Below are 12,456 nucleotides of genomic sequence, written 5' to 3' on the forward strand. Positions count from 1 at the left end.
AACGGTCGGGCGAACGGTCGGACGAACGGGCGGGCGAACGGGCGGGCGAACGGCCGCAGAAGCGGTCCGGACGCCCCGCCGGGACGGACCGGACGGGTTAAAGAGGGCGTTCGGGCTGTTTGCGCCGGTCATCACCTTCGTACCTATGGGTGCGTAAATATGACTATCGTGAGGTGAGTAGATGATCGCACGCAGACAGCAGGTCGCCCTCGCCCTGACGGCCCTCCTCACCGCGGGAGCCGCCTGCCAGGCCCAGCAGCGGGACCCGGTCGACCGCCCGGGCCGGCCCGCGCCGACCGCCGGACCGCGCGGCTTCACCCTGGTGGCCTCCGGCGACGTCCTGCCGCACACCTCGATCATCGACCGGGCGCGCTTCGACGCCGAGGGCGGCGGCTACGACTTCCGGCCCATGCTCGCCGGGATCGAACCCGTCGTGTCCCGTGCCGATCTGGCGCTGTGCCACATGGAGACCGTCTACGGCGAGAACGGCGACTACACCGGCTACCCCGCCTTCAAGTCACCGCCGGAGATCGCCGAGGCGCTCGCCGCGACCGGGTACGACGGCTGCTCCACCGCGTCCAACCACAGCCTCGACGACGGCGCCGACGGCATCCGCCGCACCCTGGACGCCCTGGACCGCGCGGGCGTACGGCACGCGGGCACCGCCCGCACCGAGGCCGAGGCGGGGACGGCGACCGTCCTGCGGGCCGGTGCGGCACAGGTCGCCCACCTCTCCTACACCTACGACACCAACGGCTACCCGCTGCCGCCCGGCCGGCCGTGGGCGGTCGGCCTCATCGACGAGCGGCGCATGATCGCCGACGCCCGGGCGGCGCGGAGGGCGGGCGCGGACGTGGTCGTGGTGTCGGTGCACTGGGGCACCGAGTGGCAGGAGGCGCCCGACGACCAGCAGGTCACCCTCGCCCGCGCCCTCACCGCCTCCCGTACCGGCGGCCGCCCCGACATCGACCTGGTGCTCGGCACCCACGCCCATGTCCCGCAGGCGTACGAGAAGGTCAACGGGACCTGGGTGGTCTACGGCATGGGCGACCAGATCGCCGGCGAGATGGTCGACCACCGGGGCGTCCGCGACCCGCGCGGCAACCAGTCCACCGTCGCCCGCTTCACCTTCGCCCCGCCCGCGCGGCCCGGCGGGCGCTGGGAGGTCGCCAGGGCGGAGTTCGTGCCGCAGCTGTTCGACATCGACGCGGGCCGGGTCGTCGACCTCAACGCCGCCCTCGGCCGGGGAGCCGAGGTGCGCGCCGTGCGCGACCGCATCCGCGCCGTCGTCCTCAGCCGCGGCGCCGCGAAGGACGGCCTGGTGATGGCCGAGCCGCCGGGCCGCTGAGCTCGTACGGGGCGCGGCGGGCACCGGCGGCCGCCGCCGGACTCCGGCGGGACGGGGGCGCCCTCCGCCGGGCCCCCGCACCGCGGACGCCCCGCCCGCCTGCGGCGTCTCCGCACCGCCTGCGGCGTCCCCGTACGGCCCGGGGGCGTTCCCCGTACGGCCCGGGGCGTTCCCCGCACGGCCGTCGGCGCCCCGGCGGGCGGACGCGCGCTACGGGACGACCGTCACCGGCCAGCGGCCCGCCTTCACCAGCCGCACCGCCACGGAACCCACGATGCGGTGGCCGGCCTGCTCCGAGGCGCCGACGACGACCGCGTCGGCCTTCAGGTCGTCGGCGGCCTGCACCAGACCGCTGTAGGGGTCGCCGTGCAGGGTGTGGAACTCCCAGCGCACCTCGAAGATGCCCCTGACGCGCTCGGCGGCCTCCCGGATCCGGGCCACCAGGTCCTCCGCGACCTCTCCGGTCGCCTCCGCCACGGGAGCGCCGAGCGCCGCGCCCGCCGGCAGCACCGGCTGCACGTAGACCACCGCGAGCAGCGCGTGCTGACGCCGTGCCAGCCCGCCCGCGTAGGCCGCGGCCCGCAGCGAGGAGTCCGAACCGTCGATGCCGACCATGATGACCTTGGGCCCGTCCGTGCCCCGCTCGAAGCGCTGCTGTGTCACGACGCGAGGCTATCGGAACGGCCGCCTGCGACGGACGGCGGGACACCGGTGCGGGCGACGCGGCCCGGAGCGCCGGGCGGCCGCCCGCGGAAGCGTCCGGCCTTGGGCCGAGCGGGTGCAATCACACCGCCGCACCGGTGGCATGGTGGTGCGTCCCCCGCCCGTGCGGCGACTGATGAGTCATGAAGAAGGATGAGTTGTTCACCAGGCGCCGGTTGATCATCGCCGGCGCGGCCGCCGCGGGCGCGGCCGGCACGGCCGGTCTGCTCACCCTGGGCGGCGACCCGCCCGCCCCCGTCGCCCCCGTCGCCCCCGCGGCTCCCGCGGGCGGTGCCCCGGCCCGCGGCGCCCCGCTGAAGCCGTCCGCCTACCGGCTCCAGCCGCTCGCCGGATACGGGCCGCCGCGCACCGCGCCGGGCAGGACCCCGGTCCGCAGCGAGCCGCTGCTGCGCGTCTCCGGCCGCGGCCGCACCATGGTGCTGACCTTCGACGACGGCCCCGACCCCCGCTACACCCCCGGCATCCTCGACACGCTGCGCGAGTACGACGTACGGGCCATGTTCTTCGTCTGCGGCGAGATGGCCGACGTCAACCGGGACCTGCTGGAGCGGATGGCCGACGAGGGGCACGCCGTCGGCAACCACACCTGGTCGCACCCGCTGCTCACCAAGCTGTCCCGCTCCCGCATCCGCTCCGAGATGGAACGTACCTGCGACGTCATCGAGGAGGCCTACGGCGACCGGCCCGAGTGGTTCCGCGCCCCCTACGGCGCCTGGAACCGCGCCACGTTCCAGCTCGGCGCCGAGCTCGGCATGGAGCCGCTGGCCTGGACCGTGGACACCCTCGACTGGACGACGCCCGGCTCCCGCAGCATCACCCGCCGCGTCGAGAACGGCGCCGCCCCCGGCGTCGTGGTGCTCTCGCACGACGCCGGGGGCGACCGCTCCCAGAGCGTGACGGCCCTGCGCACCTATCTGCCGCAACTGCTGGACGACGGCTACCACGTCACGGTGCCCCGCCGGACCTACGCCTGACATCGGGCACCCGCCCGGCCGGGGTGCCGCTCAGCGGACCTCGGCCAGGCGGGCGAAGGCCACCACGTTCCCGTCGTAGCCGTTCTGCTGGGAGAACCCCCCGCCGCAGGTGATGACCCGGAGCTCCGGGGCGCCCTTGGAGGTGTACACCCGGTCCCCGGGGAAGTTGTTCTTCTCGAACACCTCGATGCCGTAGATCTCGAACACGGCCGTCCTGCCGTCCCCGCGGGCGATCTCGACCCGGTCGCCCTTCTTCAGCGCCCCGAGGCCGTAGAACACCGCCGGGCCCTGCTTGTTGTCGACGTGCCCGACGACGACCGCCGTGCCCTTCTCGCCGGGCGAGACGGCCCCGGTGAACCAGCCCGCCAGGTTCGGGTCCTCCGGCGGCGGAGCGCCGACCCAGCCGTCCGCGTCGAGACCGACGGGCATGACCGGGGCGTCGACCTGGATCTGCGGGATCCGCACCCGGTCCGGCACGGCGTAGGGCAGCGGGTCCGGGGCCCCGGCGAAGACGCCGCCCGCAGCGGTGCGGCTGTCGGCCGCCGCCGCGGACGCCGGCTGCGGCGGCCCCACGTCGAACTCCCCGGACCCGTTGCGAATGAGCGCGAGACCGGTCAGCAGAACAAGCGCTATCACGCCCCAGGGGGCGCGCTTCCTCCGCCGCTCCTCCTCTTCGGCCAGCTCGGCCAGCTCGGACGCAGACATTCGCCATCCCCTCTCGACGCAGCCGTCGCCACGTCACTTCGCGCATACGGGAACGCTAAGCGCAGGCCGCGCGACCGGCGACGGGGGAGAGACGAACGGGTTACCCGGGCGGTCGCCGGTGCGCCATCCGAGGAGCGCCGGCCAGGAATTTTCTGACGGCACATGACCTGCGGCAATATCCGATTATGTGCTTTTCTCCGGCGTGTTGCCTCACCAGGACGGACCATTCCCGAAATGCGCACGCACGCGGGGCATCTGAGGGTTTTTTCCGGGAGGCGTTCTCTCGCCGATCGACCGGGGACGGGCCCCGGGGCGCCTTCCGCGGAGGATCACATGCGCAACTCTCGTGCCCTGGCGGTCTCCGCCGCCGCGGTCGCCGCCCTCGGCCTCGCCGCTCCGGCTGCCGTCGCGTGGGACAGTGCCAGCAACATCGTCGCCCTGCCGAGCGTCATCGCCCGCGGCGGGCAGCTGACCATCACCGTCGACGGCTGCCCCCGCGGAGGCACCGCGACGTCCCGAGCGTTCCCCTCGACCAGTCTGTCGCCGATCCACGGCGCCAACGAGACGTCGAAGGGCACCGCGACCATCAACAGCAACGCGGCCCCCGGGTCGTACAGCATCACGGTCCACTGCTCCGGCCGCCAGCCGCTGACGCGGGACGCGGCGTTCACCGTCATCGGCGGTGTCCGCGGCGGCCTCGGCGGCAGCACCACCACCGGCGCCACCCCGACGGACATGGCCATCGGCGGGGGCCTGGTGGCGCTCGCCGCCATCGGTGGCGGGATGTTCTGGATGCGCCGCCGAGCCGAGAAGCGCGCCTGACCGGCCGGCCGGCCGCGCCTGCTCGCCGTCTCCACCGCAGGACCGCACCACACCGCAGGACCGCACCACGCGACGGCGGGAGAGGCGGTACGCCGCCCCGACCGAGCCGGCGACGAGGGCGGCCCCGAGGCCGATCTCCTTCAGGTCGAGGCCCGCGACGGTGCCGCCCTCACCGGCGTGCGCCCCGTGCGGGGTGAGCGGCTGCGGGGTCGGCCCGACGGGGTGGCCCCCGGCGATGGTCAGCTCCGCGGAGCCGCTCACCCGGTCGCAGGTGAACGTCACCCGGTACACCGCACCGGGTTCCGCGTCCCGGTCGACCGTGGCCGTGGCCCTCGCATGCTCCGGTCCGATGCGGACCGTGTCGAAGACGCCCGACGTCACCGTGACCGGTCCCCGGCAGCCGCCGTCCCGCTCCACCTGGAGGGTGACCTCGCCGCCCGCGGCGATGGTCGAGGGCAGCACACTGAACCCGAACGGTGTGATGTCGTGGTCGCCCTCGGCGGCGGCGGCCGGTGCGAAGCAGGCGACGGCGGTTGCGCCCAGCAGGGCGGCCGAAGCGACGCGTATCGCGCGCATGGTGGTTCCTCCGGTCTCCGAGGAGCAGCCGCGGACCTTTTCCGCTTGCGCCAGACATGCACCTCGATGTCCGAAACGCTAGAAAGGTGCGCACAGGTGCGCGAACCCGGTCGCGCGAATGGGGCATCCGCCTGCGCCGGGCGGGGGACGGCCCCGGCGTGGCGACGTGTCACCGGACGCACCGCCGGTGGCCGGGGCCGGCCCCCGCCCGGGTGCCGCCGTCCCCGGCCGCCGGCGCGGTCAGCCGCGCGTGCCGGGGAACAGGTGCAGGAACGGTTGCGCCGTCGCCGTGATGCCGCGGCTGTAGGGGGCGTCGAAGTCCCAGATGAGGAACAGCAGGAAGGCGATCAGCGCGGAGAACAGCCCCGCGAGGACCAGCTCGCGCGGAGTCCGCCGGATCTGGAGCGCCAGCACCATCCCGACGGTGACGACCGCCCCGCCGACCAGTCCGAACCACACCACCCCCGGCATGGTCGCGCCCATCGACCCGGCGCGGGCGCTGCGCGCCTGGTCGGCCGCCGCCACCTGGTCGACCAGGGGCTGGTAGGCCTGGGCCTCGAAGTCGGTGCGGGGCTCGTAGTCGGTGACGTCCGCTCTGATGCGGTCCAGCAGCTGCTCACCCTGCCGTGTCACCCGCCCGTGGGCGGCCATGTACGTCCACTCGTCGGTGACGACGTGTCCGACATAGGCGTTGACATCCGCCCGGATGCGGTCACGGACGTCGGCGGGATAGACCCGTACCCGCTCCGAGACCTCGTGCAGCGCCTGTGCCTCGGCCCGCACGTGCTCCTGCGCGGCGCTGCGGGCCTCCCAGACCCCCGCGATGGCCAGGCCCAGGACGATGGCGTACACCACGCCGATCCACATCGTCATGTACTCGATGACGTCGGGGGTCTCGCTGGGGTCCTCGTCGACCCGCGCCGCGCGGCTGCGCAGCAGCGTGATCACGACCACCACCGTGCAGGCGGCGACCATCGCGAGGGTGAGAACAAGCCATTCCGGCAACAGATGCCTCCAGGGTCAGCGCGCCCGCAGCGCGGCCACGGCGATCACCGCGGGGACGGTGATGAGCAGGACGAAGGTGAGCGGCGAGGTGCCGTGCCGGGAGACCCGCTGCTGTCGCGGGGCCTGGTACGGCGGATAGCTCACCGGTGCCGCCGAGGGACTCGGTGGGGGGCTCGGTCTCGGTCTCGGCGCAGGTGTGGGGGGCGGAGTGGGCAGGGGGGCGGGTGGCTGCCGGGCGGAGGGCGGCGCGGGGGCGGGGGGCGGGGGTGCCGCGGGCGCCGGCCGGGGCCGGGGCTTCGGCGGGGGTGGCGGTGCGGGGGCGGGAGGCGGCGCCGGTGGTTTCGGGGTGGGTGTCGGCGTAGGCGTGGGTGTCGGCGTGGGAGTGGGCGTGGGAGTGGGAGTGGGCGTGGGTGTCGGAGTGGGCGACGGTTCCGGGCACGGCGGGGGAGGCGGTGGCCCGGGGCAGTACGGGAAGGCCGCCCGGCTGGACGAGCGGCCCGCGACCGCCGTCGCGACCGTGCGGTCCGGGCCGGTGGAGGCGTGGGCGCAGGCGTCGGCGCGCGCGACGCCGGCCGGCAGGCCCGCCAGAGCCCAGGTCAGCGCCGTCAGGGTCAGGACCCGTAAGGGAAGAGCGCGGCGGGTCGGTTCGGCTCGATGCACGACGGAGATCCTCAACCCTGGCGGAGCCCGCCGGGCCCGGCGTTCGACGGGATTGCCCCGAACGGGGGACGTGGGGGCCCATGAGGTTTGAACCGCCCGGTGACGGTTGCGAGGCGGTGTGCCGCACCGGGCGGGGCGGCGCGAGGCGGTGGCGGCCGTTCCCGTCGCCCCCGGCCCGTTCGGGCGCGCCGGGCCCGCGCGGAGGGCCGTCCGGGCCCGCGGGCGCAACGGCGGGCCCGGGACCCGGCGTCGTCGCCACGACGGGCCCGGGGCCTCTCGCAGCGCCCCGGCGGCGCGGGGCCGGGAACCGTACGGAGCGGCGTAGGGAGCGGCGTACGGAGCGGCGTACGGAGCGCCCGCCGGGGCCGGTGCCGGAAGCCGCCGGAGAGAAATCCGCGCGGTGGCTGAACACCGGCCCGCCCCGCCGCGTACTCAATGCCGTGCGGCGATGACAGCAGTCGGCCGCAACATCCTTGGAATCATGGGGAGTTGACGATGAAGACCTCCTGGCGGAGCGCCTCGATCGTGGCGAGCGCCGTGGCCGTGCTGGCGCTGACGACGGCGTGCGGTCAGGAAAAGGCCGCAGACTCGGGCAGTCAGAACGTGGGTGCGACCGTACCGGCCGGCGGCTACGGCGCGACAGCGGGCGGCGGTTACGGTGCCGAGGCCGGCGCCTCCGCGGACGGACAGGCCGGCGGGGCCGATGCCGCCGGACAGGCCGACGCGGAGGGGGCCGGCACCCTCGAAGTCGCCGGCGACGAAGAGCTGGGCGACATCCTCACCGACGGCGCCGGCCGCACCCTGTACCGGTTCGACCAGGACACCGCGGAGCCGCCCAAGACCAACTGCGAGGGCGACTGCGCCAAGGCCTGGCCGCCGGTCCCGGCCGACGACGCGGAGGCCGGCGACGGCATCGACGAGGCCCTGCTCGGCGAGGTCACCCGCGCCGACGGCACCAAGCAGCTCACCGTGGGCGGCTGGCCCGCCTACCGCTACGCCAAGGACGAGGCGCCCGGCGACACCAACGGCCAGGGGGTGGGCGGCACCTGGTACGCGCTGGCCCCCGACGGCAAGAAGGCCAAGTCGGCGGACCTGCCCGGGCTGTCCACCCGCAACGACCCCAAGCTCGGCGAGATCGTCGTGGACCGCAACGGCATGACCGTCTACCGCTTCATGAAGGACGAGGCCTGGCCCAAGCCGGTCTCCGCGTGCACCGGCGCCTGTCTGGAGAAGTGGCCGGTGGTGGAGCCGGTCTCCGCCGACGACACCGAGGGCGTGCAGAAGAAGGGCCTGATGAACTTCACCCGGCCCGACGGCGCCAGGCAGCAGACGGTGAACTGCTGGCCGATCTACACCTTCGCCGGTGACAAGGCCCCCGGCGACACCAACGGCCAGGGCGTGGGCGGCACCTGGTACGCGGTGGCGCCCGACGGCAAGCCGGTCGGTGCTCCCAAGGAGTAGACCGGCGCGCCCCGGCGGTCCGCCCCTCCTCCCCCTCGGAGGGGCGGACCGCTTTGGTGTGTTTGCAATGGTTTACCGCACGTGATCATTTCGGCACGTGCCGCTGGCAGTGACCGGGAACGGATGCTCAATTTCCGTTTCCGCTCGCTCCTTTGGCGGGCGATCAGTAGCCTCTGCTCGAACACCGGATCGCCAGAGCCTTGGAGAGAGAGATGGAGCGTCCCGCCTGGGCCCCGCGGAGCATCGACATCTCGGTGCCGAGCGTTTCCCGGATCTACGACTTCTACCTCGGTGGTTCGCACAACTTCGAGGTCGACCGGGAAGCCGCTCGAAAGGCGATGGAGTTCATGCCGGGCCTGCCCAAGATCATGCAGGCCAACCGGGCGTTCCTGCGGCGGGCGGTGCGGTACGCGGTCGGCGAGGGTGTCACCCGGTTCCTGGACATCGGCTCCGGCATCCCCACGCACGGCAGCGTCCACGAGACCGCGCAGGCCGTCCGGCCCGAGGCGGAGGTGGTCTACGTCGACCACGACCCCGTCGCGGTCGCACACACGCGCGCCGTGCTGGCGGGCAGCGAGCGGGCCGGAGTCGTCGCCGCCGACCTCCGCAGGCCGCAGGACCTCCTCGCCCGCCCCGAAGTACGGCGACTGATCGACCCGAACCGACCGGTGGCGCTGCTTCTGGTTGCCATACTGCACTTCGTGCAGAACGAGGACGACCCCTACGGCGCCGTGGCCGAACTGCGTGACGCGCTCGCCCCCGGCAGCATGCTGATCCTCACGCATGCCTCGTACGAGGGAATCCCGGTCCCCGCCGGACGGGCCGAGGGCGCGGTGGACGTGTACCAGGACATTCGCAATCCGCTGATCATGCGCCCGCGCGACGAGATCGCGCGGTTCTTCGAGGGGTACGACATGGTGGAACCCGGACTGGTGGCGATGCCGCACTGGCGGCCCGACACCGCACCGGAGGACGAGGATCCGTATGCGTTCTCCGGGTTCGCGGGCGTGGGGCGTACCGCATGATCGCGGAACCGGACGGGCCGGAGGACAGACTCCGCCGGTTCGCCACGATCTGGAGCCGGTCGGTCTTCCCGGTCACCGTGACGTCCCTGACCCGGCCGGAGTTCGAGACGCGGCTGCTGCCGCTCGCCCGGCGGCTGAGCACCGCGCTGCGGGCCCGGATGTTCGACGCGGCCGAGGGCCGGGCCCTGGGTGCGGCCCTTGTCGACGCGCACTGCACCGACCCCGAGGCGCTCAGCCGCACCCTCGACTGCGTGGACGCCTATCTGGTGCTCTACTGCGGCGGGGACGGCCACCGCGAGGACCTGCGGGCCCGGTCGGCACGGCTGCAGCACGCCATGGCCGCCGGGTTCGCCGAGGCGCTGCGCGAACGCACCCTCGCCGAGCAGGAGTCCATCGCACAGGCCGCGCTGCGCGCCCAGGGCGTGGTGGCCCAGGCCCTGCACGCCAGCGAGGCCCGGTTCCGGGCGGTGTTCGAGGGCGCGGCGATAGGGATCGGCATCGCCGACCTCGACGGCAACGTCCTCGATGTGAACGACGCGCTGCTGCGCATGTTCGGCGGCTACGAACAGGGCCTGCGCGACAGCAACGTGCGCGACTGGACGCACGCCGAGGACGCGCCGCAGGTGTGGCCGCTGTACGAGGAGCTCATCCGCGGCGACCGCGAGCACTACCACGTCGAGAAGGCCTTCTACCGCCCCGACGGAACGGTCCTGTGGACCAACCTCACCGTGTCCCTGCTGCGCGACGCCGAGGGCCGCCCGCAGTACCAGCTGGCCCTGATGGAGGACACCACCGAACGCCGCCTGCTCAATCTGCGGCTGCGCTACGAGGCCACCCACGACGCGCTGACCGGCCTGCCCAACCGCACGCTGTTCTTCGAACGGCTGGAGAAGGCCCTCGCCGCCGCCCCCGGCCAGCGGTTCGGGCTGTGCTACCTGGACCTGGACGGCTTCAAGACCATCAACGACAGCCTCGGTCACGCGGCCGGCGACCGGCTGCTGGTGGAGGTCGCCGACCGGCTGCAGTCGTGCGCCACCGCGCCCGGTGAGATGGTCGCCCGTCTGGGCGGCGACGAGTTCGTCGCGCTGACGACCGGGACGGACACCCGCAGCGAGGTCGACGAGCTGGCCGCGCGCATCATGAACGCGCTGCTCGCCCCCGTCAGCATCGACGGCCGCGAACTGACCGTGCGGGGCAGCATCGGCATCGTCGAGGGACCCGCGGGCGGCGAGCGCAGCCCCGCGGAGGTGCTGCGCAGCGCCGACATCACCATGTACCGGGCCAAGTCGGCGGGCGGCAACCGCTTCGAGGTGGCCGACCCCGAGGCCGACGCCCGGGTCATCACCCGGCACGGCCTGACGACGGCGCTGCCGGCCGCCCTGGAACGCGGCGAGTTCTTCATCGAGTACCAGCCGCTGGTCCATCTCGGAGACGGCAGCGTCCGCGGCGCGGAGGCGCTGGTGCGCTGGCTGCACCCGCAGCACGGGGTGCTCGGACCCGACCGGTTCATCCCGCTCGCCGAGCACACCGGGCTGATCGTCCCGCTGGGCCGCTGGGTGCTGGAGCAGTCCGTCCGGCAGGCCCGCGCCTGGCGGGAGCGGCACCTGGGCGACGTACCGCTGCGCATCAACGTCAACCTCTCGCCCTGCCAGCTCACCCACCCCCGCCTGGTGCAGGACACCGTCGACATCCTGGAGGCGGCCGGCGTCACCCCCGACGCCCTCTGCCTGGAGGTCACCGAGTCGGCCCTCATCGGCGCGGACGACGCCCTGCTCAAGCCGCTGCGCCGGCTGGCGGAGATGGGCGTGGACATCGCGCTGGACGACTTCGGCACCGGCTACTCCAACCTCGCCAACCTGCGCCGCCTCCCGGTGAGCGTGCTCAAGCTGGACCGCTCCTTCACCCAGGGCATGCAGCGCTTCCCCGCCGACCCCGTCGACCTGAAGATCGTGGAGGGCATCGTCTCCCTCGCGCACAGCCTCGACCTGACGGTGACCGTCGAGGGCGTGGAGACCGGCGCGCAGGCCGAACAGCTGCGCATACTGGGCTGCGACACCGCCCAGGGCTGGTACTACGCCCGGCCGGGCCCGCCGGAGCGGCTGCACCAACTGGCCCTGGCGGACGCGGCGGGCTGAACGCGTCCCGCCGCCTCGCCGCCAAGAGCCTCCCGGTGCCGCGAGCCGGCGCACCTCCCGGTCGCGGCCCTACCCGTCCAGCAGCATCCGCTGCAGCTCGCGGGCGGCCCGGGGCGGAGCCACGTCGCTGCGGTGCGCCAGCGCGATCACCCGGTGCAGTCCGGGCCGGGTCAGCGGGGTCACCCGCAGGGCCGGACCGGGCCGGACCGCGACCATCCGCGGCACCACGGCCACCCCGAGCCCGGCCCGCACGAAGCCCAGCACCGCGTCCATCTCCCCGCCCTCCACGGCGAACTCCGGCTCGAACCCGGCGGCCCGGCAGGCGGCGACGGTCAGCTCCCGCAGGCCGTACCCGTGCCGGAACATCACCAGCGGCCGGCCCGCCAGCTCCGCGACCGCCACCGAGCGCCGCCCGCCCGGCCAGGGGGCGTCCGGAGCGGACACCACCACCAGGTCCTCACGCAGCAGCTCCGCCGTGGTCAGCGCCGGGGAGGGCGACGGCAGCGGCAGCACCACCAGCGCCAGGTCCAGCGCGCCCCGCGCCAGCTGCCGGACGAGATCGTGCGACCCGCCCTCCTCCACCATCAGCCGCACCCCGGGATAGCGGTCGTGGAACGAGCGCAGCACCTCCGGCAGCAGGCCGGTGCACACGCTCGGCGTCGCCCCCAGCCGGACCCGCCCCCGCTGCAGCCGCACCAGCTCCTGCACCTCGTGCCGCGCGGTCTCCGCGTCGGCCAGGATCCGCCGGGCCGGCGGCAGCAGCGCCTCCCCGGCGTCGGTCAGCGTGATGTTGCCGCGCGCCCGCCGGAACAGCTCGGCCCCCAGCTCCCGCTCCAGCGCCCTGATCTGCTGCGACAACGACGGCTGCGAGACGTGCACGGCCTCCGCCGCCCGGGTGAAGTGCCGGGTCTCGGCCACCGCCACGAAGTACTGGAGCTGCTGGAACTGCATCCTGTCAGCATAGCCGGAGCCTATGGAAACGAGCTGAACCATGTCTTGGACCGATGGCCGGGTGCGGTCCT

General features: G+C 74.1%; 11 protein-coding genes and 1 pseudogene. 6 read left to right on the forward strand and 6 right to left on the reverse strand.

What is annotated here, in order from left to right:
* Nucleotides 1-181: 181 nt before the first annotated feature.
* Nucleotides 182-1,348, forward strand: coding sequence for a CapA family protein (locus AC5K6T_RS12640; protein WP_493208504.1), 1,167 nt, complete (start codon nt 182-184; stop codon nt 1,346-1,348).
* Nucleotides 1,349-1,558: 210 nt separating this feature from the next.
* Here AC5K6T_RS12640 and AC5K6T_RS12645 read toward each other — a convergent pair whose 3' ends face one another.
* Nucleotides 1,559-1,963 (reverse strand): universal stress protein, encoded by a 405-nt coding sequence (locus AC5K6T_RS12645; RefSeq protein ID WP_493209328.1) that lies wholly within the window; start codon nt 1,961-1,963, stop codon nt 1,559-1,561.
* A 230-nt stretch (nt 1,964-2,193) separates the two neighbouring features.
* Between AC5K6T_RS12645 and AC5K6T_RS12650 the strand changes: the two genes are divergently transcribed.
* Entirely contained in the window at nt 2,194-3,045 is an 852-nt protein-coding gene (locus AC5K6T_RS12650; RefSeq protein ID WP_493208506.1) for a polysaccharide deacetylase family protein, read from the forward strand.
* Between the two features lie 30 nt (nt 3,046-3,075).
* Here AC5K6T_RS12650 and AC5K6T_RS12655 read toward each other — a convergent pair whose 3' ends face one another.
* Nucleotides 3,076-3,750, reverse strand: a complete 675-nt coding sequence (locus tag AC5K6T_RS12655; RefSeq protein WP_493208508.1) for a class F sortase — start codon at nt 3,748-3,750, stop codon at nt 3,076-3,078.
* A 333-nt stretch (nt 3,751-4,083) separates the two neighbouring features.
* On the opposite strand from AC5K6T_RS12655, the gene AC5K6T_RS12660 reads away from it, so the two are divergent.
* On the forward strand, nt 4,084-4,572 hold the full coding sequence (locus AC5K6T_RS12660; protein WP_493208510.1) for a hypothetical protein: 489 nt from the start codon (nt 4,084-4,086) through the stop codon (nt 4,570-4,572).
* A gap of 69 nt (nt 4,573-4,641) precedes the next feature.
* Here the strand turns inward: AC5K6T_RS12660 and AC5K6T_RS12665 are convergent.
* The 3 genes and pseudogenes from AC5K6T_RS12665 to AC5K6T_RS12675 form a co-directional block, all read right to left on the reverse strand.
* Nucleotides 4,642-5,148 (reverse strand): annotated as a pseudogene (locus AC5K6T_RS12665) (hypothetical protein); the annotation flags it as partial.
* Between the two features lie 240 nt (nt 5,149-5,388).
* Nucleotides 5,389-6,153 carry a bestrophin-like domain gene (locus AC5K6T_RS12670; protein ID WP_493208511.1) on the reverse strand — a complete coding sequence of 255 codons (765 nt, stop codon included), beginning with the start codon at nt 6,151-6,153 and terminating at the stop codon, nt 5,389-5,391.
* A 15-nt stretch (nt 6,154-6,168) separates the two neighbouring features.
* Entirely contained in the window at nt 6,169-6,297 is a 129-nt protein-coding gene (locus AC5K6T_RS12675) for a hypothetical protein (RefSeq protein ID WP_493208513.1), read from the reverse strand.
* 1,011 nt (nt 6,298-7,308) lie between these two features.
* On the opposite strand from AC5K6T_RS12675, the gene AC5K6T_RS12680 reads away from it, so the two are divergent.
* From AC5K6T_RS12680 to AC5K6T_RS12690, 3 genes are all read left to right on the forward strand, one after another.
* The gene (locus AC5K6T_RS12680; RefSeq protein ID WP_493209330.1) at nt 7,309-8,274 is read left to right on the forward strand and encodes an SCO0930 family lipoprotein; all 966 of its coding nucleotides are present in this window, start codon (nt 7,309-7,311) and stop codon (nt 8,272-8,274) included.
* Nucleotides 8,275-8,486: 212 nt separating this feature from the next.
* Complete coding sequence (locus tag AC5K6T_RS12685) at nt 8,487-9,299, forward strand: SAM-dependent methyltransferase (protein WP_493208514.1); 813 nt, start codon at nt 8,487-8,489, stop codon at nt 9,297-9,299.
* Nucleotides 9,296-11,434 (forward strand): putative bifunctional diguanylate cyclase/phosphodiesterase, encoded by a 2,139-nt coding sequence (locus AC5K6T_RS12690; RefSeq protein ID WP_493208516.1) that lies wholly within the window; start codon nt 9,296-9,298, stop codon nt 11,432-11,434. The genes AC5K6T_RS12685 and AC5K6T_RS12690 overlap by 4 nt, the downstream gene beginning before the upstream one ends.
* A gap of 69 nt (nt 11,435-11,503) precedes the next feature.
* On the opposite strand, the gene AC5K6T_RS12695 is transcribed toward AC5K6T_RS12690, so the two are convergent.
* The gene (locus tag AC5K6T_RS12695) at nt 11,504-12,385 is read right to left on the reverse strand and encodes a LysR family transcriptional regulator (protein WP_493208518.1); all 882 of its coding nucleotides are present in this window, start codon (nt 12,383-12,385) and stop codon (nt 11,504-11,506) included.
* Nucleotides 12,386-12,456 lie beyond the last annotated feature (71 nt).

The organism is Streptomyces sp. B8-7 (assembly GCF_058833805.1).